General features: G+C 31.5%; 27 protein-coding genes. All 27 read left to right on the top strand.

Translation table 11 applies throughout. The features are described from left to right. Nucleotides 1-134: 134 nt before the first annotated feature. The 27 genes from J2X31_RS17755 to J2X31_RS17625 all read left to right on the top strand — a co-directional run bounded on the left by J2X31_RS17755 (nt 135) and on the right by J2X31_RS17625 (nt 22,583). Nucleotides 135-842, top strand: a complete 708-nt coding sequence (locus tag J2X31_RS17755; protein WP_310028840.1) for a hypothetical protein — start codon at nt 135-137, stop codon at nt 840-842. Between the two features lie 244 nt (nt 843-1,086). Then, a complete protein-coding gene (locus tag J2X31_RS17750) occupies nt 1,087-1,518 on the top strand; it encodes a hypothetical protein (protein ID WP_310028839.1) in 432 nt (143 codons plus the stop codon). A gap of 176 nt (nt 1,519-1,694) precedes the next feature. After that, nucleotides 1,695-2,000 (top strand): hypothetical protein, encoded by a 306-nt coding sequence (locus J2X31_RS17745; RefSeq protein ID WP_310028837.1) that lies wholly within the window; start codon nt 1,695-1,697, stop codon nt 1,998-2,000. A 1-nt stretch (nt 2,001) separates the two neighbouring features. Continuing rightward, complete coding sequence (locus J2X31_RS17740) at nt 2,002-2,301, top strand: hypothetical protein (protein WP_310028835.1); 300 nt, start codon at nt 2,002-2,004, stop codon at nt 2,299-2,301. A gap of 180 nt (nt 2,302-2,481) precedes the next feature. Continuing rightward, complete coding sequence (locus J2X31_RS17735) at nt 2,482-3,135, top strand: YidH family protein (protein ID WP_310028834.1); 654 nt, start codon at nt 2,482-2,484, stop codon at nt 3,133-3,135. Nucleotides 3,136-3,255: 120 nt separating this feature from the next. Continuing rightward, nucleotides 3,256-3,756, top strand: a complete 501-nt coding sequence (locus tag J2X31_RS17730; RefSeq protein ID WP_310028830.1) for a hypothetical protein — start codon at nt 3,256-3,258, stop codon at nt 3,754-3,756. 28 nt (nt 3,757-3,784) lie between these two features. Beyond that, entirely contained in the window at nt 3,785-4,480 is a 696-nt protein-coding gene (locus tag J2X31_RS17725) for a hypothetical protein (protein ID WP_310028828.1), read from the top strand. A gap of 163 nt (nt 4,481-4,643) precedes the next feature. Beyond that, nucleotides 4,644-5,252 (top strand): zinc ribbon domain-containing protein, encoded by a 609-nt coding sequence (locus J2X31_RS17720; RefSeq protein WP_310028825.1) that lies wholly within the window; start codon nt 4,644-4,646, stop codon nt 5,250-5,252. Between the two features lie 196 nt (nt 5,253-5,448). Next, nucleotides 5,449-6,348: a hypothetical protein gene (locus J2X31_RS17715; protein ID WP_310028824.1), complete on the top strand. Its 900-nt coding sequence runs from the start codon at nt 5,449-5,451 to the stop codon at nt 6,346-6,348. Next, nucleotides 6,345-7,109: a hypothetical protein gene (locus J2X31_RS17710; RefSeq protein ID WP_310028821.1), complete on the top strand. Its 765-nt coding sequence runs from the start codon at nt 6,345-6,347 to the stop codon at nt 7,107-7,109. The genes J2X31_RS17715 and J2X31_RS17710 overlap by 4 nt, the downstream gene beginning before the upstream one ends. Before the next feature lie 63 nt (nt 7,110-7,172). Continuing rightward, complete coding sequence (locus tag J2X31_RS17705; RefSeq protein WP_310028818.1) at nt 7,173-8,300, top strand: outer membrane protein assembly factor BamB family protein; 1,128 nt, start codon at nt 7,173-7,175, stop codon at nt 8,298-8,300. A 47-nt stretch (nt 8,301-8,347) separates the two neighbouring features. Beyond that, nucleotides 8,348-8,800: a GNAT family N-acetyltransferase gene (locus tag J2X31_RS17700; RefSeq protein WP_310028815.1), complete on the top strand. Its 453-nt coding sequence runs from the start codon at nt 8,348-8,350 to the stop codon at nt 8,798-8,800. A gap of 731 nt (nt 8,801-9,531) precedes the next feature. Further along, entirely contained in the window at nt 9,532-10,092 is a 561-nt protein-coding gene (locus J2X31_RS17695) for a YdcF family protein (protein WP_310028812.1), read from the top strand. A gap of 130 nt (nt 10,093-10,222) precedes the next feature. Continuing rightward, nucleotides 10,223-11,053 (top strand): hypothetical protein, encoded by an 831-nt coding sequence (locus J2X31_RS17690; RefSeq protein WP_310028810.1) that lies wholly within the window; start codon nt 10,223-10,225, stop codon nt 11,051-11,053. Between the two features lie 26 nt (nt 11,054-11,079). Further along, complete coding sequence (locus J2X31_RS17685) at nt 11,080-11,592, top strand: hypothetical protein (RefSeq protein ID WP_310028807.1); 513 nt, start codon at nt 11,080-11,082, stop codon at nt 11,590-11,592. 2 nt (nt 11,593-11,594) lie between these two features. Next, nucleotides 11,595-12,629: an RHS repeat domain-containing protein gene (locus tag J2X31_RS17680; protein ID WP_310028805.1), complete on the top strand. Its 1,035-nt coding sequence runs from the start codon at nt 11,595-11,597 to the stop codon at nt 12,627-12,629. 230 nt (nt 12,630-12,859) lie between these two features. Continuing rightward, nucleotides 12,860-13,630 carry a hypothetical protein gene (locus J2X31_RS17675; RefSeq protein ID WP_310028803.1) on the top strand — a complete coding sequence of 257 codons (771 nt, stop codon included), beginning with the start codon at nt 12,860-12,862 and terminating at the stop codon, nt 13,628-13,630. A gap of 29 nt (nt 13,631-13,659) precedes the next feature. Beyond that, nucleotides 13,660-14,427, top strand: coding sequence for a hypothetical protein (locus tag J2X31_RS17670; RefSeq protein ID WP_310028802.1), 768 nt, complete (start codon nt 13,660-13,662; stop codon nt 14,425-14,427). A gap of 117 nt (nt 14,428-14,544) precedes the next feature. After that, on the top strand, nt 14,545-15,114 hold the full coding sequence (locus J2X31_RS17665; RefSeq protein WP_310028800.1) for a hypothetical protein: 570 nt from the start codon (nt 14,545-14,547) through the stop codon (nt 15,112-15,114). A 105-nt stretch (nt 15,115-15,219) separates the two neighbouring features. Then, complete coding sequence (locus J2X31_RS17660; protein WP_310028798.1) at nt 15,220-16,899, top strand: hypothetical protein; 1,680 nt, start codon at nt 15,220-15,222, stop codon at nt 16,897-16,899. A 416-nt stretch (nt 16,900-17,315) separates the two neighbouring features. Continuing rightward, a complete protein-coding gene (locus J2X31_RS17655; protein ID WP_310028796.1) occupies nt 17,316-18,974 on the top strand; it encodes a DKNYY domain-containing protein in 1,659 nt (552 codons plus the stop codon). 36 nt (nt 18,975-19,010) lie between these two features. Continuing rightward, a complete protein-coding gene (locus tag J2X31_RS17650; protein WP_310028795.1) occupies nt 19,011-19,463 on the top strand; it encodes a hypothetical protein in 453 nt (150 codons plus the stop codon). Between the two features lie 4 nt (nt 19,464-19,467). Continuing rightward, the gene (locus tag J2X31_RS17645; RefSeq protein WP_310028794.1) at nt 19,468-20,073 is read left to right on the top strand and encodes a hypothetical protein; all 606 of its coding nucleotides are present in this window, start codon (nt 19,468-19,470) and stop codon (nt 20,071-20,073) included. Nucleotides 20,074-20,149: 76 nt separating this feature from the next. Then, the gene (locus tag J2X31_RS17640) at nt 20,150-20,923 is read left to right on the top strand and encodes a hypothetical protein (protein ID WP_310028792.1); all 774 of its coding nucleotides are present in this window, start codon (nt 20,150-20,152) and stop codon (nt 20,921-20,923) included. Between the two features lie 61 nt (nt 20,924-20,984). Continuing rightward, a complete protein-coding gene (locus J2X31_RS17635) occupies nt 20,985-21,866 on the top strand; it encodes a hypothetical protein (protein ID WP_310028791.1) in 882 nt (293 codons plus the stop codon). Between the two features lie 175 nt (nt 21,867-22,041). Further along, complete coding sequence (locus tag J2X31_RS17630; RefSeq protein WP_310028790.1) at nt 22,042-22,440, top strand: hypothetical protein; 399 nt, start codon at nt 22,042-22,044, stop codon at nt 22,438-22,440. Beyond that, on the top strand, nt 22,437-22,583 hold the full coding sequence (locus J2X31_RS17625) for a hypothetical protein (RefSeq protein ID WP_310028789.1): 147 nt from the start codon (nt 22,437-22,439) through the stop codon (nt 22,581-22,583). The genes J2X31_RS17630 and J2X31_RS17625 overlap by 4 nt, the downstream gene beginning before the upstream one ends. The last annotated feature ends 390 nt before the right edge of the window (nt 22,584-22,973 follow it).

Raw genomic sequence — 22,973 nt, 5'->3', positions numbered from 1 at the left:
TGCTTATAATTTTCTGCCGAAAAAACCTTCTTTAAAATACGAAACAATTAAAACTAACCAATTAGCGGTCTTTTATTAATCGAGTTCAGGTTAATAAGAATGGAAATGATGCCCATAAATCAGAAATAATAAATTTGTCTAAAGGATTTTATTTGCTAAATAATCCATTCCAAAAATTTGGTTTTGAAATTGACGATAGAAATCAGTTTGTGGGAAGTGCAAAATATGAAACAAAAGAAGAAATAAAACTTTCAACAATTAATTTCAAAAATGGTAAAGTTATTTTACATGAAACCGTAAATATATTTGATGAGCCATTGAGAAAAATTACAATTAATGATAGTTTGTTCACGGCGATATCTTATGAAAAAGGGAAAATTGTAAGAAAACATATTGAAAACATCAAACTTGGAGGCGGACAGTCTAACGAAATTAGAATTCATTATTTTGAAAATGGAAATATTGAACTGGAACAAAACAATATTGACAATACATTCAAAACTTTCTATGAAAATGGGAAACCTAAGCTCTATAAGAATGGAAAAACACAAGAAAAAATTGAATATGACATTGAGGGCAAAAAAACAGAACACACTTATATAACAAATAACAAAAAATGTAGTGAATTTTTGAAAAATGGAATTATTCAAAGTAAAGATTGCGACATTCTTGACAAATCATTGACCTATTTCTATCATTACAAAAATGGAAAATTAGATAATTATGAAATATTGGACAGGACAATAGACCAAATAACGAAATATGACAAAAACAACAAATTAATTAAGACAAGTGAAGCTGGGAAAGCCCCAACAATTTATGATAATAAAACCTACCGCTAACAAGGGTTTTGCGTCAGGCGGGCTGATTGCAAAATTTAGGTTTTTTTCTCCTATTTTCCCAACTTTCTTGCGAATCGTAAATGAAACCTTGCGAATTGTAAATGGTTTGCCATTGAAATATAAAATCGCCTTAATTTTAAAACGATAACAAACGACAGTAAATAATTTAAAACGGTACAGTTGCTTCAATCTGAGAGTTGTAGGCAATACTTCACAAACAAACGTATTAAAGAAATTAAACAGTATGGCATTATTAAATACAGATGAATACAATGAAGTTGTATTAATTGGAAAAAAAGCAGTAGACGCTTTAAAAGAAGGAGAAGTAGATGTTTTTTATAATCTTGCTGAAGAAGCTTGGCTAAAGTTCCCTATTCCTAGAAATAATTGGAACCAAGAATACAATTTTTCCAAGATGACGTTTAAACATTCAATGGCTAACAGAAATTTTGGACAAGCCGAAAAATGGTTAAATAGAATGATTGACAACAATAATAATTTGAATTTATCTGAATTTGAAGTACAACATTATGAAGCAATCTATTTTTTTGAAACTGGAAATTATAATCAAGCTTTTGAAAAATGGAAATACGTTGTAAAAGGAGCTGGATTAAGATACTTCGAAGGAGAAGATGCTAAATACAAGAACTTCTATAAGAATGGAGGTCGTTTATAGAAAACTAAATGATAAAATAGTACTGCCTACAACAAGGGTTTTGCGTCAGGCGGGCTAAAGCGCAAAATTCAACAATAGTTTTTCAATTGAACTTTAGTAGTAATATCGGCTTTTGTGCTTCGATTTCCCGCCCGAACACCAAGCCCACAAACGTTGGCGGTAATTGTAACAAACCTATGGCATTAGACTTTCACAGACTTGACAACAAAGAATATTTGTTCGGACTTGACGACAAGAAATATAAAAATCTTGACGAAATCTTTACTGAATATAAAAATTGGACGGGCATTTACATTGACCCATATAGCGACACAAAATTGACCATTGAAAATCAAAAATTGCTTGTAAAAATAATTGACATTTATATTGAGAAAACGAATTTGAACACAGACAAGCAAAAAACAGTTGATATTTTGGAGTTTAGAGCATTGTTAAACTATTTTTCAGACAAAAATTTAGAAATTGAAATATTAGGCGACTAAAATGGGATTTGAATATAAATTAAGAACAAAACTTACTGAAAAACAAATTAATAAAATTCAATTTTTACTTGTTGACAACATAACTTTTGACAAAAAGTACAAATTTGACAACAAGGAATTTTGGGAGTTCAGAAACGCTGAAAATAAAGGGAAATTACCTAACATAAATATCGTTTTTGAGAATGACGGAATTTATATTTGTCAATACGGTTCTTCTTATATGTGGACAGACCTTGACAAACTGAAAGATTATATTGAAAGCAACAAAATTGAATATGAACTAATTAACTATCAAGAATAAAAAAACTACTACCAATAAGGGGTTTGCGTCAGGCGGACTGATGTCAAAATCCAGGTCTTTTTTCCTTATTTTCCCAAACTTTCTTGCGAATCGTAAATGAAACCTTGCGAATTGTAAATGGTTGAGACTTTTTTGAATGATTTTCTGTTGTTTTGTCATCAAATTATTAAAATTTATAAAATGACCACACAAGAAAACAAAGTGAAAATAATTTTCGAAAAATTCAAAAGCATTGCCATTGGCCTTATTGGTGCCGGAATCATTGGCAAAGGAATAACCTATTTTAGTCCGCAACTCAGCTATGACATTCCCCGAATTTTAGTGCCAGTTTACAAAGCTTTTGGTGCAATGGGGCTTGCCGTTAGTATGGTGCTGTTGGGCATTGCACTGCTTATTTGGAGTTTTTACCGATGGGGAAAAGGCAACGGAAAACCATTGCATTGGGTGCTGATGGCGGGTATTGGTGCTATTGCAATTGTGGTATTGATATATTTGGTAGAGGGCAAAAAACCAGCCAAATCTTCATTAGAAACCCATATCGAATCACAATCCAACCCTCAACCTGTTGTGGCAAACGCTAATGATGTGGTAGATTTTCCTGCAATATTTCCGGTAGAAAAAAAGCAAGAATTTGATGTTTTGGTAAAGAATTTAGAAGATGCTTTGCTGGCTAAAAAAAGTGGTCCTTGCTGGACTGCCTACAACAAGCTGAACATTTTTGTATCCCGATTAAACCTTGACCCAAACAATACAGAACAGCTAAATTTTTTACTGCAACAAAAACAAAAAATGGACCATTATAATCAACAAATTAAAGATTTAGATAATAAATAATTAATCATTTAAACAACAAATCTTATAAAAACAACAACATTATTTATTACAATTTTAGTAGCAACTTTCTTTTCATCTTGTAGCTCCAGTAGCGATTATGATATGAATACTGCCGAGGGAATGAGCAAAATCAAAACTAAAGTGGTTGAAACCTTTGGTGCAGATAAAAAAGTTTACAGCTTGAGCATTGATGCCGACGACCATCTGTCGCTGGATTGGGGAAGTTGCACCATTGATTATCTCGAAAGTGGGAAGGATTTCTCGCAAAGATTTAGCACAACACCTTCTGAAAAATTGGCCGAACCAAAAGCAGATGCCATTCAAAACGAGCTTATGCAAAAAAACAAACAAGGAAGTGTTGCCATTAAAGACTTAAAATTTGACCTTATCAATGCAAAATTCAATGAAGCAATGAAATTAGTTCCTGCTGAATACGAAAGCCTATATCTTCATTCGTTTACTTTTAATGTTGACAATGACAATAAGGTAACTGCCTATTTCACAATTGAAGGTAAGAAAAAAGGAGAAAGTGCAGAAATACAAGGAAAAAGAATTTCTATTAATTACTACGAGTTTAAGTTCAAGATGGATGAGAACGAAAAAATTTCAATAAAAGACTAATTATCAATCAATTAAACACACAAAACTTATGGGATCAATTATTTTTATCGTGGTATTTATGCTTGCCGTTTATGGTGGCGTTTTCTATTTTATGCGTTTGAAAAAACAAAAGCAAAAAGAGTTGTTTCAAAACACCGATTTTGAATCTGAAATGAACAAGGCAGAACAATACAAGAAAGACTACTTGAACAAAGAACTTTCTTTTCTTGCAAAACAAATGGGAGGCAAACCAATTGACGCTTTTAATTATGCCAACATCAACTATTCTACCAAAGACTCCATTAAAGACGGTTTGAAAGATGGTTTAAAAGGAATGGCAACTTTAGGAACTGTAAAATTTCATACCGTACAAACGCCAAAATATTTGGTATTAAGCGGTAATGATTTGCATTTGCTGGATACTGATACCGAAGGCGAAATTTCAAATCATTTGGTATTTGATACCTTTCGTTTAGAAAAATCTTCCCTTGCGGAAATTCCGTTGGAAGGAATGATTAAAGCTTTTGCCAAGCAAAAAGGTGACACTGTAAAAGCCTACAGAATTTCGTTAGCAACAGATGGTAGCCCGATTGAGTTGATATTGTTTTCGGCATTGATATTTACGTATGCCAACACAGGAGCCAGTATGTTTTCATTAAACACTACTAAAACCTTGCAGGAAATTGTGATTGGAAGCGATTTTTTAAGAAAAATTGGCGAGCAATATCCAAACTTAAAAGCTTAATTAAGTAAGTCGAAAGTTGAAATGTCGTAAAGTCAAAAGATGGATTAAAAATTAGCTTTAAAATACAACATTTTACGATGAATATTGCCTTAAAATAACCTACAACATTTTTCAAAAATTGTTGTAGGTTTTCACATCAAATAACATTTAAAAAAATCAAATTATGATTATCTTCGGAACACGCTCAAGAGAAATAAGACCAAAACAAGCTACATCTTACGACTGCGACAATTGCAACAGCAAAGGCACGGTAAATTTTATATTTTTGGCAAAATACCTGCATATTTTTTGGATACCGGTTTTGCCACTTTCAAAAAAAGGAATCAGCCAGTGTAGTCATTGCAAACAAGTGCGTTATCAAAACGAAATGACCCCAAAGATGAAGCAAGATTGTGCTACGGCATCGGCAACAGCCAAAAGACCAATTACTCATTATTTTGGTTTGTTTCTTATTGGCTTTTTATTTTGCCTAATAGTTTTTAATATTTTCAAAAATTCCGCCAATAAAGCAGAATATCTGGCAAGTCCAAAAATTAATGATGTGTATGAAGTAAAGGAAAATGATTTGTATACCCTTTATAAAATTTCGGAAATAAAAGGGGATACTTTGGTTTTTAAAATGCACAACAAGGCAGTTGAACGCTCATCTGGATTATTCGACCTGAAAAAGAATTTTAAAAATGACTACTCAAACGATGTTATAAAAATGGATAAAAATTGGCTCAAAACAATGAGCGACAAAGGCTATATTATGGGTGTTAATAGGGAATAAGCAAGTCGAAAGTATGCCAACACAAGAGCCAGTATGTTTTCATTAAATACTACTAAAACCTTGCAGGAAATTGTGATTGCAAGCGATTTCTTGAAAAAAATTGGCGAGCAATATCCAAACTTAAAAGCTTAGTTAAGTAAGTCGAAAGTTAAAATGTCGTAAAGTCAAAAAGATAAAAAACTTTAAATTTAAAAATATGTCGTCAACTGTATTAGTAAATAACGTTCAGATGGATAAAGCAATTATTTATGATTTGCTTATTCAAAACAAAAAATTAGAAGCCGTAAAGTTTGTAATGGAAAAATCTGGAATAGATATGCAATCTGCTAAAGATATTGTAGAACTATTTCAAGATAAAACTATCAATAACTTTGATGGTAAGGATGTTTACAAGGAACTTTTCCAAAGTCAGTCAAATAGTAATCAAAACCCTGTAAAGCCATTAAAATCAAAATTTTTTAAAAAAGCACTCATTTTTATAGGTGTCTTTTCGTTGGTTATATTCCTGTTTCTCAAATACTACATTGGGTTTCAACACGTAGAAACGCATTGGAAAGATTTGCAAAGTCTTTTATTCGACAATCAAAATCCAAGCAGACAAACCGAAGAAGCACAAATTGCTGGCACAACAGATGTGGTTCAAGAAGCAATAGAATCGCCAATAGACACGCTAATGTGGGTTAACGCCATAAAAAATAATGATTATATTCCAGATGGTGTTTTAGAAGAAATTGAAAGATACAAAAAAAGAGATTTCTCAAAATTAGTAGTTGCCGAAGACGTTCCTACAGACAAGGAAGCCGAAGAAGCAATTGTGCATCATTATAAAAATGAAGTAGTTAGCTTATTACAAAGAGAAAATGCTCATATAAGAATTGGTGTTTGCTATAAGGCTCCACTTCAGCCTACCGAAATTGCAAGAGTAACGGCTATGGTTTCGGCATTTAATAAAACCCAAGGAAATTTAGGCAATATTCAAATGCCATTGGATGTAATTTATGATTTTGTGAAATTTCAATCGGACCCAAACACTTGGTATATAACCGATTTTAGCCAAAATATTCCTTATGATTATAAATTAAATAAAGACAGATGATAAAATTACTTCTACTCGGTTTTCTTTTTTTTCTATTTTCTTGTAATGATAGTAAAAACGAAAAACAACCATCACAAGCAATAAAAGAAACGATACAAATTGCACCAAAAAAAGTAGTTGAGAACGCCAAAACTTACAATAGCAGTCTTCGACCAAAACAGGCTTTGCAATTGAAAGCTATTTATACAGATACGGTAACCTTTGCTGATTTTATGGATGGTGGCGACTATCCGTTGTTGTTTTTTTATACAAAAAATGACCGCTTGTCTTTTATTTATCAAACCGATGAAAATATTACTTTTAACAGAGGCGATCAATTGCTCATCAATTGGAAAATAGACAGCACTTGGATTGCTGGCGAAGGCGAAACACTGGAGTTTCACGAATGGATAACCAGTGCCAAAAAAATAAAAGATGGCAATGTTACCGCTTTCAGAAAAAAATATACCAAGCCCATAAAATATTGGTATAGCAAAGAAGAAACCTATAGCGACACGTTTAAAGATTACCTATATCGCTTCGTAGAATATTATTTGGCAAATACCAAAAACGAATTGGTATTGCTTAATTTAAAAGCCAATGAAAATTTGGTTTACTCAATAGAAGATGGCAAAAAAAATGGCAGAAGTTACACCATTTTAGGACTTTCTACCGAAATGGAAGACCATTCCAGCATTATAGTTTGGCTGTATTTGGACAACGAAACCCGAAAGTTTTATGAATATGATTTGGGTAATGATAAACTGATTGAATTTAAGTAAGATGAAAAAAAAACAATATCACTTGCAAAACATTCCTTATGATTATAAATTAAATAAAGACAGATGATAAAATTATTTTTCCTTGGTTTTCTTTTACTTCTATTTTCTTGTAATAACAGTAATAGTAAAGAAGAACAGAAATTCAAAACACTTTATCTTACCACAAATGCAAACGATGTGTATGTATTTGATATTGAAAGCAAAAAAATCAAGTGGCATTATCCAGGTTTCAATTTAGAGGTAAACGATGAGGTAAATTTCTTTTCTTTAGATGATAAAACAATGACCAAAGTCTATCAGGACGGAACGGTTATTCAATTTGACAAATCTAACGGAACCATTCTGCACAAATTTCAAGACAAAGAAGATGAATCACAGTCCTACTATGGTTATGATTTTGCAGATGTAGAGTTTTTATTGTTTTATCAATATCCTATTGTGTATCAAGGAAATGTACTATTTGCAAATAGCCACGGCGAAATTAAATCGGTAAACATTCAAACTCAAAAACAAAACTGGGTTTACATTCAACCGCAAATTATTTATTCGAGTCCCAAAGTTTTGAATAACATTCTGTATGCCAATATCAACCACAAAATAATCGCATTGGATGTGAAAACAGGAAAAAAATTATTTGATAAAGCATTAGACGATATCGCCACCAATGAGTTGATGATAGATGGTGACAAGATTTATATTTTGAGCCAAAACAATACCTTGGCTTGTTATAATTTAAAATTAGAAACCGAATGGATTTGCAAGGTAGAAAGCACAAACCAAAGTAGTACTCATAATCTTTTAATTACTGAAAAAGCTGTCTATTTTGGCGGAAGTACACTCTATTCTGTCGATAAAAAAACCGGCAAAATAAACTGGCAAAGTGTTCTAAATGACGAAAATAGCAATCCAGACAATCTACTATCTGTAATAGAAACCAATAAAGGCATAATGGTAATGACTGAAAACAAATTTTTAAATTTGGACAAAAAGGGCAAAATTACCACTAGCAAAAAAAACACCGAAACCCCAATGGGAATGCTATACCATTGCAATCAAATGAATTATTACCTAACCCAAAAAGGCAACCTTTATAGAATTGACAATGACTTGAAAAAAGAAGAATTATTTTACAAAGGGATAACTATTGACCCCAATCATAGAGTAGATAATACGTATTTGTATGCAGATTAAATGGAGGAATAAAATGAATTGCAAACTTGAGTAAATATCCTATAAAAATGGCAGAAATTAAAAAATCAAACCCAGAAGACCACGAAATTTTGACTGATATTACAAAAAAGTCAAAAGCATATTGGGGATATTCAGTCGAGCAAATGAAAGAATGGTCAGATTTGCTTACGATTACAAAAAACTACATCGAAATGAACAGTGTTTACAAATTGTCGATTAACAACTCGACAATTGGATATTATTCTTATTTTAATTTGGATGAAAACACCGTTAAACTTGACAACCTATTTGTATTGCCAAACTACATTGGAGACGGATTTGGGAAAATGTTGATGAATGATTTTTTGGATAAAATTAAAACCACAAATGCAGAAAAAATAATACTCGATTCTGAACCCAACGCCGAAAAATTCTATGAAAAATTTGGTTTTACAAAAGTTGGACAAATCGAAACAGCAATCAATAATCGTTTTTTACCGATTATGGAACTGAAATTATAGCTATGAAATAAAGTAGCCTCGTAGAGGCGTACTGTCCCGATAGATTCGGGAGAAAAATGAAAAGATAATTCGATTTAGCTCCGTAGGAGCGACCTGTTAATAACAACGACAAAATGACACAAACCAACAGGTCGCACCTACGGAGTTTCCACAAAACGTAAACCAACAATGGCTATTAACAGTTTGCCTCTACGAGGTATTACAAACAAGAATAATTAGAATTTTGCATTCATCATCAATGCAAATTAATAAATTTTAAAAAAAATAGTAACAGAAAAAGCAAACATTAACCACTCAATCTATAGCCTCGTAGAGGCGTACTGTTAATAGAAAAACATCAATTGAAATTTAGCTCCGTAGGAGCGACCTGTTATTTTTATATAAGCGAAGAGAAAAATAAAATGAGCGTATTAAATGCAGTAAGGAACAAAATTATACATCGCGTTTTTGCTGTAATAAAAACCAAATTCCTTATCAAAAAAATTTGGTTTTATCATAGAAATTGGAATGACAAAACTGATTATCTATTTCCTTAATGACATTGAACGCACACAAGAGTTTTGCGTCAGGTAGTCTAAAGTGCAAAATTCAGATCCTTTTCGCTTATTTTTTCCTAATTCTCTTGCGAATCGTAAACGAAACCTTGCGAATTGTAAATGGTTGTGTGTTTCAACAAGGAAGATTTTTACATTTGAACAATGATAAAAATTTCGCCAATCTATATACGAAAGATGAAAAACCGTACACGAACAATCAAAATATTTATTTCCATTCTGTTTTTATGGGTTTGTGGACATTTGATTTATATAACTATTGACGGTTTGACAGACAAAAACACACAAGCAGACATTGCTGTCATTTTAGGCAATAAAGTAAATGAAGATGGAACACTTTCAGAAAGACTTGAAAAACGAATGGAATGTGGGCTTGCTCTTTATCATTCCGGACGAGTAAAAAAAATAATAGTTAGTGGTGGACTTGGAAAAGAAGGATTTTACGAAGGAGACAAAATGAAAGAGTATTTAATTAAACACAATGTCCCTGACAGTATAATAATCGTTGACAATTTGGGCAGTAATACCCTTGCAACTGTTAACAATACTCTTAAATTAAAAGACAGCTTGAACTTTCAAAGTATAATAGTTGTATCACAATATTTTCATTTGACGAGAACGAAAATGTTATTCAGAAAACATCATTTTGAAAATGTAAGCGGTGTAAGCCCTAAATATTTTGAACTTAGAGACATTTATTCGTTGCTTAGAGAATTTGTAGCTTATTATGTGGAATAAAAAACTACCGCCAAGGGTTTGGAAATTCGGAACGAAAAAGTAAACAAAATCCAATATTACATTTTAAACATTTTAATTTCACTTTTTATAATTAATAGGATCAGGCTACAACATCAAACATCAATACAAAATGAAAAAACTACTATTACTAATCGCAATTTTACCTTTTATGATTTCTTGCGAACAAAAGTTTAATCAACCTACTGTATTAGAAGACAATAGTGCTTTTGAATTAGAAAAAATTACTTTTAATGAAAACATACCTACTCTGTATTCAAAACATTTTATAAACGATTACGAATTTGATATGGAAGAAGAATATAATCCCAATGAAAAATTATCAGATACGATTTTTCGCTATAAAATAGACAATATTGTGACTGAGACTATGGGATTCAAACTACCAGAAAATGAATTTGGATATTTGTACAGAACACCTCAATTAGATAGCGTTGCAAAATACAAAAATGTATATTTTCATACCTTAAACTCACTTACCGAATTAAACAAAAAGCCAGTAGCCTTTTATGCAGAAGCTGAATTTGCAGACCATAAAATGAGAAAACAATTTCTGAATGAATTTATTAAAGAATATGGAGAACCAAAGTATTCGTTCTTTATAAAAAGGGAATATAACGTTTGTTCGTATGAGTGGGATTTTGGAGATAGAACCATTCAAATTGAAACTTCGTATGGATGGAACTCCAGCAATGGAATATACTACCGTTTAGATATGTTGATAGTTGCAAATAATTCAAAATCTGCAATTGAAAAAGCTCATATTTTAGTTGTCCCTGATAAAATTAAGTTTGAAGGAAAATTATATAGTTATAAAGATTTTCAATTTGAAAAAGAATCAAAAATAAAAGATGATTTTCTCCTAAATTCAGCCTATGAGCATTTTATAAAGGATGAAACTGGAGAATATCACATCAACAATGCCTCAAAAGACGAAGAATAATCTACCAAAAGTTTAACCTAAAAATTATGAAAAACCTCTTTACCTTCTTCCTTTTCGCTATCGGAATCAATGGCTTTGCACAATTAAGCACTGTAGAAGACATTAAAAACATAAAAGATATTCCTTACATAGAAAACTGTAATGACCCTATTTTTTGGAACCTGGTAAAACAAGGAAAGAAAAATATTCCCGATTTGATTGATAAATTAACAGACGAAACGGTTTTAAAAGACGTTTTTGTCCCGATGTTTGGCGGAGAATATACCGTTGCAGATGCTTCATTGGTTGTTCTTAATGAAAAAATAAAAGGCATCCCGATTTTTGAATTAATCGGCAAAAAATTTAGCAAAGAATGCGGTTACTGCACCTATTGGTATTTTGTAAGGGAAAGAAAGAAAAATAGAATGTTGCTTCAAAAAAAAGTAAAAAAATGGTATCTCGAAAATGAGCAGAAGCTTGTTTGGGTAGAATCAAAGAGTTCTTTGACCGGAGATTGCTTTTCGCCAGTAAACGGACATTATGAAATCAAAAAAGATTAAAAATGAAAAATCCTCTGATACTCTTAATTTTTGCTTTCTCAATTTTCGGAAATGCAAATGCACAGCAAACCACCGAAAATACCAAGCCTAAAAACCGAACCGATTATCAAAAGATATCAAGCCAAGAAATCAGCTATTTTTTTTCTAAAGAAACGCCCAAACACAAGCTGGCTTCGGTAACCAAATACGGTTATGATACCATTCAAAATTGGCAAAAAGAAACCGGATATGAAGTACAAAACGGCAAACTCGCCTTTCATAACGAGTATGTTTATCAATACGACGAAAAAGATACGCTGGTTTATGAAAGCCAATATTCCGAAATTCCGTCGGCCGAGTATCCAGCGTATTTGCTCAATAACTACTTATACAATTTTCAGGATAGTCTTACATTAGAGGTACGAAGTTTTGACGGCCTTGTGCAAGACAGCATTTTTACACGATACGGAAGAGATGAAAAAAATAGGATAATCTCGGAAATTGAAATACAAAAAAGCATTTATAAAGGGGAAAAGTACACAAGAAAAACAAACGAAACCTACTACAATTATGACAATCAAAATAATATCATCGCCAAAGCTGAATTAGAAAATTTTGAAACAGCAACAAACGAAACAACCTATGAATACGATAAAAACAACACTTTACGAAAGTCGATTTACACCAATCATCGAATGGGATATACCGCTACAAACACCTACGATACCAATGGAAAATTAATACTTAAAGAAGAAAAAATAGGCGATGAAAAACACGGCATCAGACGGTACAAATACAATAAAAAAGGTTTAGAAATTGAAGAAAGCAAATTCTCAGACAACAAATTAATGTACCGATATTCAACAACTTATGATGCCAAAAACCGCAAAATAAAATATGAAATGACCGAAATAATGGAAGACAAAAGTTCTAGCATTAATTTGTATGAATATGATAACGACGATAAATTGAAATACATTATATACTTAAATTGGCGAAAAGAAAAACCAGTACAAAAAGTTGAAATAATGGAAGTTGCACCGGCAAAACAGAATTAAAATTTCATAAAACCACAACCAATGAAAACATCAATTCTCTTATTTTTCTTTCTCATTTTGCAAAGCTGTGCAAGCATTTCGGAAAAAAATCCTGAAATTAATTTGAATAAAGAATTAAATAAGTACAATGGAAGCTTTTGCAGACCAAGGACAGGCAATTATTCAAAGTTGGGAAACAACCATCAACAACAATGGGAAATTCTTACCTTATAAAATCTAAAATGATTAATATGAAAAAACACTTATTTTTCGCCTATTTCTTCGTTTGCACTTTGCAATTATCTGCACAAAAAAACCAAGAAGAAATTCTCATTGCATCTTTTCTTGAATTAAATTCTAAAGAAACAAATGAAGATGAAGTGGCATTAAACCAAGCTGTTCAAAAATTTGATGAGCAATTAATTTATACGCTCGAAAACTATGATATAACCTCTTTTAAAACTTTTGAAAAAGGTTTAGATAGTTTATATACAGACTTTTCCGTAAAAAAAGCTGAAACTGGAAATTTTGAATTATTTACTTTAAGAAACGGATTTGACCGTTGGAATTATGTGCTGAAAGATAAAAAAGTAGTGATGAAAGCGTTGAAAACATTTGACTATTTTTATGAAATCCATACGCTGTCAAACAACGAATTTTTGCTGATAAAAAGAATGGATGAGATGTCTTTTTCGTGTTTTGAGGCTTTTGTTTATCATCAAAATCTTCACAATAGTAAACCAAAAACAAATATTTTGGGCAACAAAGTTTTGTCGGTTTGTAGCTGGACAAATGTAGATGAAAGCTATCCCGGAAAAACAGATCCCGAAACTGGGCTTCAAACAGTTGAAGGCGGACTAAAAATTTATGAACCTTTGGAAATAAAATTCAACCCGAAAAAGAAAAACATTTACTATACTTTTTATCGATTGAAAGACGGAAAAAAAATAACCAGAAAAGCAAAATACAGAAATGGTAGTTTTAAAATCAAAAGTTATGATGCCAGAACTTTTGAAGAATAAAATTGGCCGAAAAATTTATACCTAGATTTATGAAAAACAACTTCATCATTCTGCTTTTATTTATAGTAACCACAAATGCTTTTGGACAGAAAAACCAAGAAGAAATTCTTATTGCATCTTTTCTTGAATTAAATTCTAAAGAAACAAATGACGATGAAGTTGCATTGAACCAAGCTGTTCAAAAATTTGATGAGCAATTAATTTATACGCTTGAAAACTATGATATAACCTCTTTCAAAACTTTTGAAAAAGGTTTAGATAGTTTATATACAGACTTTTCTGTAAAAAAAGCTGAAACTGGAAATTTTGAATTATTTACTTTAAGAAACGGATTTGACCGTTGGAATTATGTGCTAAAAGATAAAAAAGTAGTGATGAAAGCGTTGAAAACATTTGATTATTTTTATGAAATTCACACGCTATCAAACGACGATTTTTTGCTGATAAAAAGAATGGATGATATGTCTTTTTCTTGTTTTGAAGCTTTTGTTTACCGTAAAAATAATCAAAATGAAAAATCTAAAATTACCTTTTCAAACCACAAAATTTTGTCGGTTTGTAGCTGGATAAATATAGACCGAACCTATTATGAAACAAATCCAACAACAGGAAATGAAGATTTGAAAGGTGGTTTGGCACATTACAAACCTTTAGAAATAAAATTTGATGATAAAAGGAAAACGATTTCCTATGGCTTTATGAGCCAAACCACCAGAAAAAAAATAACCAGAAAAGCAAAATACAGAAATGGCAGTTTTAAAATCAAAAGTTATGATGCCAGAACTTTTGAAGAATAAAATTGGCCGAAAAATTATAACCTAAATTTATGAAATGCCCATTCGCAGTTTTGCAAACCAACCGATATGATGTTTGGGCATTGCATCTGACAATTAAAAACTAATAAAAAAGAACAGATGAAAAACAAGCTCATTATTCTGATTGTAACGACATTCGTTCTTCTATCTTGCGTTAAAAAAACAGAACAGAAAAACATATCAAAAGCTCAATCAAATACAGAAGAAAGCCAACCCAAAGAAATTCCGAAAAAAAATATTTTGGTAATTGATGCCGTCAAAAAATTTGGTCCGCATATTTCTTCAACCTATCAAAAAGCAGTTTGTACGGAGCTTGTTATTCAGATTATTGAAAAATTTCATCCTTTAGAAAATACCGACAAAAATAGAATTAGAATTATAACAGTTGAAAACATTCAGGATTTATTGAAAACAAATTCGCCAATTCCCAAAGGCGTTTATTATGCATTGATTGAAAAAAAGATAGGATTTTCAATAGAACAAGAAAAGGTTTTAGAAGGCGATTTTGTGCAATTTTGGACAGAAACCTGGGGACATTGTGGCATTGTAAAAAGCATCAATCCCGAAAAAAAAGAAATGGAATTGTATTCCTCTTTTCCATCAACCAATGGTTATGGGATACAAAAATTCAGCATTCCTGAATATTCTTTTTTTGTAAGATTGAAATAGAAAAATTGGTTCGTTTATCTAAAATTAAAATTCTGGCAATAAATAAATTTGTATGATATTGGAAAAGCAATAAATGTACTAATAACAAGTAAGTTACAAATGAAAATGAAAAAATTTCTTCTCAACTATTTTTCACCTTCCGGCATTTTGCAGGTTGTTTTGTTGGTGCTTTTATTTTTTACTTGCCCAACTGCAAAAGCTAGCGAATGTTACAATTATCACACCTCAATTACCCATAAAATAATTGTAAAAAACAATAACATTTATTACCAACTTACCGAAAAAGACCCAAACGGTTTTAGCTATGTAAGGCAAGAAAACAAGTTGTTAATAGGCATAGACAAAAATAGCTTTAAAGTCATTGGCGAAGATGAAAGTACTTTTATGTTTGCTGATAAAAATGGTTTTTACCTGATGCCAAAAAACGAGCAATACGAAAAAAACACAGCCTCTTATTCTAAAATTTTAGGTCCAACCAAAAATATAAAACACATCAACGGAAGGCTTTTTCTCATCAACCTAAAATGGACTTATTTTGATGGATGGCAAAACAATATTACCAAAATTGTGCTTAATGAGTTGCCCATCAACATTAGCAACATCAAATCTTACAGCAACGGATTTTATCTAAAAAGCAACAAAGAGGTTTTTATGGTAAAAATCGATTTTGATACTGATAAAAAATATAAAATCGAAGTTGTTCCAAGTATAAATGCTTTAAAAACAGTTTATTACGCTTGCAACCAAAATAACAATGAAGATTTTATTGCCGATGAACAATACATTTACGCCATTAGGCGAGAAGGCGATTTTACAGACATTACGCCACAGTTTAGGGCGTTGAAAGTTCAAGGCAAGTTTAATTCTTTAAAATTAATTGATGCTAATATCCCAATGTGGCGTGATGGACAAAAAATTATTAAAAAACGAGAAGGTCATACCACGAACGGCAGAAACCCATTTACAGGCGAAGAAATTAGTATGGAGTACAGCTACTCTACTTCCAAACCACTACTTCCAGAATTTGGTAAAGTGCCGAGCTACATATTTTTCGGCAACAAAATTTACCCCATTTGGGAGGATGATTATAGTCAAGCTTATGATGTAAAAACCGATGCTTCAAAACTTCGGGCAATAGAAGGAAAATTATTCAGGGGCGATGATTTTTATTATTTCGAAGCCGATAATGATTATAAAATCATCAGCACCAATATCCCGTCTGATGCCAAATTTTTTCCTGGAGTTTATAGCTACGGCAACTATTTGCCAAAGGCTTTGGTAAGCGATAATTACATCCATTTTATTGGCGATAGATTTAGTATCCATCTTGATAATAAAAAGAAACTGACCAGCAAAATTGTTAAACAATTGGGTATGTTTTACCTCTATAACAATGCCCTTTTTGATGGCGAAAAGAGCTATCCAATTACAGCAGATTACGAAACTTTAAGTTATTTGGGCTCATTTGTAGAAGTAATAAATGATTGTGCTGGCGAAATACCCAATACTCCACAAGTTGCGGTAAAATACCATCATTTTTTTAAAGACGAAGATGCAGTTTATTATTTCGATGAAAAAACCAAGAAACTGCAAACTATTCAAACCGCCAATCCATCAGATTTTAACGCTGATAATTACGAGGCCATACAAGAATTATATAAAATTAAAGATGTAAAAGGAGCAATAAAGAAAAAGACTAGAACTGGCTTAAATTATTACATAATTGGTGGTTGTGTACTTGCTTTTTTAGGTTTCGGGTTTTATTTATTTAAAAGGAAAAAATAAAATTTCGTACACTTTTTCTAAATTTTCATAAACACAGGAAATAATTTTTCTTGCGAATCGTAAATGAAACCTTGCGAATTGTAAATGGTTTCATTTTCAATAAGGACGATTTTTATATTTGAAGAGAAATAATATTGAGTGAAAAACGGAAAAGCCCGAAGGGCTGAAATGATTATAGATTTAATGTAATTCAAACCAAAAAACCTCGAAGAGGTGATATTGTTGTTTACAGTTAGTGGAAAAAATGTCACCTCTTCGAGGTTCACGCTTGTACAAAATTTGACATTTCTACAATAATATCATCCCGTTGGGATTTTTTACGAATCGTAAACGAAACCTTGCGAATTGTAAATGCTTTCACATTTTGAGGATGAATGTTTCTATATTTGAAAGACTATTTAGATTCAACAAAAACTATGAAAAAACTATTGCTACTAATTTCACTTCCCATTATAAGTTGTGCCCAAAACGAAAAACCTTTGACGGTTACAGAACCAATTTTGAACGACAAAATGCAAGTTACTTCCTCTCAATGTCAGTATATTGACGAGGATGTCTATTTGGTTAACAAAGACTATGTGGTGTATGAAAACTGCACGAGCCGAAAAATTTTGTTTCCTGATATGCAATCCTTTCGTTTTCCAAAATACAACGAAAGAAGCTTTTTTGCATTAGATAAAAACGGAATTTATTTTCGTGGAGAAATGATAAAAACCGACACCACTGGATTTAAAATTGTGGGCAGAAACAACGATTATCGAAACCCCGAAGTACTGTGGAAAACAAAAGATGCCGTTTATAAAAATAACCAAAAAATATCGGTATCTGATGTGGCAACTTTTCAAGCTGTAGAATGTTTCAATGGTCATTATTTTAAAGACAAAAACTACGTTTATTATTTCGATAAAAAAATAGAAAACTCTGATGGTGCAACAGTTCAAAAATCCTGTGACGACTTTACTTTTGACAAAAACAATGCTTATCTAAAAGGCGAAATCATCAGGTATGAAAACGAAAAAATAATCCCTGTAAACAATGTTTTTTTCAAGACTTCCAAACATGTTTTGACCAGAAATAATGACCAATTTACGGTTCATCCAAACATTGATGCCAACTCCCTGCAAAGTCTTTCCAGAAGCTATTCTGTTGATAAAAACAATGCTTATTATGGAACATTTGCCTTGCCTGTAAAAAAGGAAAACCTAAAAAACATCAAAGTTTGGGACCAAATAAACAGAGCTTACCTTTCTGATGGAGTTAAAGTTTACTCCAGAGACAACGATTTGAAAAATAATTTTGATGCCAAAACTTTTGGGATGCTTCCGCATTCTGATTTTTGTTTCGATAAAAACGGTGTGTACGAACGAGAGTGGATTGAAGCAAAAAATATAGTGATTTATGTGAAATTTCCTTTCAAATATTCCCAACCCGTTAGCTCCGAAAACACTTTTATCACAGATGATTCCAGGTATATTGTATATGAAAATCAGGCCTATGACCCGTGGGACAAGAAGTTTTATGACAATTTGAGTAGTGATCAAATTGCATTGGCAAAGGAAAATAAATTAATGCTTGACAAGGCTGGAGAATCCGAATTAATTATTGATGAAAAATACGATTATCTATTGTACAAATCGGGCAATACCATTTACTGGGACGGAAAAAAAACCATTGCAGATGCTACCACTTTTAGTCACGTTGGCGGTATATTTTATAGAGATGTCAACAATGTTTATTTCTACTCCAGAGAAGAAGGATTGCTCGTTGTAAAGGATATGGATAATAAAACTTTGGAAGTTTTTAACGGTTTTTTCAAAGACAAAAACTTCATTTATCATTATTATGACAAAATCATCAAAAGCAAAAACATAGAGCTTTTGGCAGTTTTCACAGGTTATAGAATGGGTTGTAGCCAAGACACAACTCCAGGTTCCAACTATTATCTTTTCAAAAATTTTGAAGGCTATTGGCTTGTTTGCGTTTCAGACAAAGTGAGCATCAGACATTTAGGCAACGAACTGCCAGATCAAAAAGAATGGAATCCGAACTTAAAAGAAAGTTTTGAAGAAAAGTAAATTGCCACGAATACACGAATTATTTGTCAAGAAACTATGAAATTAAAAAATTTGCTATTATCTGCAACGTTACTATTATTTATGAGTTGCTCCACTACAATTGTCAAAAGTAAAATTGTTGGTTCTTGGTATTTTGTAGATTATGCTGATAAACCTTACACAAAAACGGAATTAGAGAAATTTGAAAAAGAAATTAAAAATTCGCCAAAAGGTTGGATAAAACATTTTAATTACAAGTTTGACAAAAATAATTCGTATGAATATAAAATTTATAATGCCCTAACAAACAAAGGAACTTATTCAACCAATCAAGATGACTTACTATTTTTATTTGACAAAATAAAATCAAAAAATGACACGATGAAAGTAGAATATTTAGATGATAAGTTTTTACAAGTCAAAATAAGCAGTAGCGGTACTAAAAGGATAGCTATTTATTATAAAACTGAATACAAATTTCCTGAAGTTGAAGTAAATATATCAAAATAAGAAAATGAAGAAACTCTTATCACTAATCGCAATTTTACCGTTTATGACTTTTTGTAATGGACAAAACACATCAAAATTGAATGAATTTGTAAACTCAACAGACTTGAAAGGAAAAATTTGGCATACTGGTGTAAATGGAAATGATGGGTATATCGGAAAAGAAAAACAACCGATTATAAATGTATTTTCAGATGACATCTTTTTATATTTTCTTGATAAAGACAGTGTTCAATTGAAGTATACAGTCTATTCTCCCAGTATTGGAGGAAGAACATCTATAATAAATGGAACATACCAAGTTGATAATAAAAATGAAGTTTCTATAATTTTTACCGAACCTAAAAACACATTTGGCGGGCATACAATTACAATAAACGATAAAGACGTGCAGTATTCTTTATACGCAATAAGTCGTGTCAAAAAAAATGAAGTATCGCAACCCGACATAACAGAACTACCACAAATTAATACATATCATTTTAAAATCATCGAACAGTTAGCTGACAATAATTTTGTTGCAGAACTTACTTTGTTAGATGATAGGCAAGCAAAATACAAATTTGGGATATATAAATTTGAAAATATAATAGAACCAAAATCGCAACATTGATAAAACTTCCGCCAACAAACATTTCATCTGAACCCAAAACAATAACCGTGATTTTGAAAGCCAAAGCTATAAAGAAATGAAAAAACTCTTATCACTAATCGCAATTTTACCGTTTATGACTTTTTGCCAAAATAAAGAACTATCCGAAACCGAAAAACGTATGGAAACAATTTTGGATTCTCTAAACCAAGCGTATTTGTGGCAACCCGTTCGGGAAGATATGATGAGTAGTATTCCACCTGCTGGATACATCAAAAAATATCCACACAGAGTGAAACTTTATGCCTATCTAAACGAGGTAGATTCTTTGTCAAAAAAAGATTTGTCTCAACAATTTTTAATACAAATTTTTGACACCGTAAATTTTAGAAAACTAAATTTCTACAACCTGACGGATAAATTATTGACCTTTAAAACCGAAACCGCTTACAACAAATTATTTACGATTTTCAGTGATTCTTCTACAGATTATCAGTTAAGAAGGTATATCGGCTTGGGGTTGATAAGAAACAATCAATTCAAAGATCAAATAAGGCAATACATTTTAACAAGCAACCTTCACGACACAATGACTTTTGCTTATTTAAAACAGTTTGATGAAGCCACCGATAAATTAATCTTAAAACGAATTGTTGATTATATGAAATTGAACTTAAAAGAAACACCATCCAAGTCCTTTTCCTACGTTTTAGTTTTAGAAAATTATTATGATAAAAAATTTGAAGAAGACCTGAATAAATATTTTGGAAAAAATCACAACGGCGAAAAACTAGAAAAAGCACGTACAAAATTTTATAGAAAAAGTGCCGAAAATGCTTTACAATATTATGATGGTAACAACAATGAATAAATTTTGAGCATTTACAAACCAAAAAATCAAGAGATAATCGCAAAAATAAATACTCTAACAAATGAAAAAACTACTATTACTAATCGCAATTTTACCTTTTATGATTTCTTGTCAAGATACATTTAACGGAAAAGATGAACAAAGTTTCAAAACTTCGAGAGAAAAAATTGAAAAGAGTCTCGACCAAAACGAAAAAACTAATTTGGAAAAAGCAATGCGGGTTGTTGCAACAGAAGCAATGCGGGTAAAATGGGAAGAACCCGAAAAATATGATGGAAAATCATTCAACACCATTTCGTTGGAAATGATAGACGGTTTATCCTACTCTTCTGTGATTGATTTGGCAGAAGATATCTTGAAAGATAGAAACAAGAAAGAAATAGAGCAATTAACAAGTGAAATTGACAGCTTAAATATTCAGAAAGAGGAATTTTCCACCGCTCAAAAAACATTAAATCTTTTTAAAATCAGTTCATTAAAAATAAATAAGCAAGACTTTTTTGACGAATTGATTCCTCAATTAGAGATTGATTATCAATACATTGGAAAAAACAAACTTGTTGGCCCAAAAGAAATTGGTTTCAAACTCCTAAAAAAATCTACCAACGAAGTTCTTAAATCCCAAAGCATCATCCAAGGCGATAATGAAAGCGTTATGGAAAGCGGAGAAACCATCACCGAAAATCTTATTTTGGGACAAACCAAGGAAACAAATCCAAAATTATGGAATGCCCCGAAATATCCGATAGAAAATCCGAATCTTGCCAATTATGATTTGGAGCTTAAAGTTACCGTTTTAAGCTTGGTTCTAAATGGCAAAAAAGTAGAAATGCCAGAAGCGAATACCAATCAATTAGATGCCGAAATTAAAAATAAGAAAGAGCAAATAGAAGAACTTAAAACTGTAAAAGGAACTTTGGACGAGCTGGAATTAACGGAGTAATAAGAAACTTCCGTTAAGGATTTTTTTCAAGGGAACTAAAAAAAAATCAAGTTTCCTTTTAGATGTTTTCCTCCTATTTCCCAACAAATCGTAAACAATTCCTTGCGAAAAGCAAAAACAAACATCAAAACCCAAACCATTAGCAAAAATTGAATATCCGATAAATACCATTGAAATGAAAACAACCCTAACCATTATTTTAACCAATTTAATAATTGGAAACGGAATTTTATTTTTTGGAGGAAAAAGTTCTTTTGGCCAAGATGTAAACTATTCATTAATGGTCGGAATGTCAATAGCTTGCGTTGTTTTTTACTTCCTGTTTTTCAGGTATTCAGGTTTTGAAACCTACAGCAATTTAAAATTAATTCTGCTCTCTGTTTTAAGCTGTATGGCAATTGTATTTTTGGGCAATTTGTTTGCTCTTTTAATCAAAGAGCCCATAAACGAAGTGCTTTCTAACCTACCTGCAACACTATTGATGGGCATTATGGGAAACATTTTGCTGTTTCCTATTTCACTGATATTGGGACTGTTAAACTTCGGGATAATCACTTATTTGAAATCAAAATGAAAAAACTACTTACCGTATTTGCTTTCGTGTTTCACGTTTCAATCAATGCACAAACTGGATTACTACCTTGGGTGGACGAATTAATTAAGACCTTATGCTGTAACTTTACAAGATGGAAAGACAAAGAAGAATTTACAGTTTAGAACTGCGAAGCAATACCAATGAAAAATAAACATAAATGAAATAATTTAGGTAGTGTCTCACTAACTGTGTAAGTTAAAAAATGATGGGGTTATTAAACCACCATCATTTTTTTTAACTTTAACTTTTACACAGTCTTATGAAAAAAGAAGATTTATTGTCAGATGAATTAAACTTTTGATTACTAATCCTAGTAAACTAAATTTGTAATAACTTTTTTGGGTTTGTGCTCAGAAAAAGGAAATGATTCAATTAACTTACCAACTACTGCGGTTTTAATGACCTTTTTAAACCTTTAAAACCTGAACTCGATTAATAATTTAGGCTAAAAATATTGTACAAAAAGGTAAAATTTAGTATATTTAAATCTCTGACAATTAAATATTTAAACT

The sequence above is a fragment of the Flavobacterium arsenatis genome, assembly GCF_031456785.1.
Classification (GTDB): Bacteria; Bacteroidota; Bacteroidia; order Flavobacteriales; family Flavobacteriaceae; genus Flavobacterium; species Flavobacterium arsenatis.
Note: the sequence above shows the minus strand (reverse complement) of the source record. Positions and strands in the feature narration are given on the sequence as shown.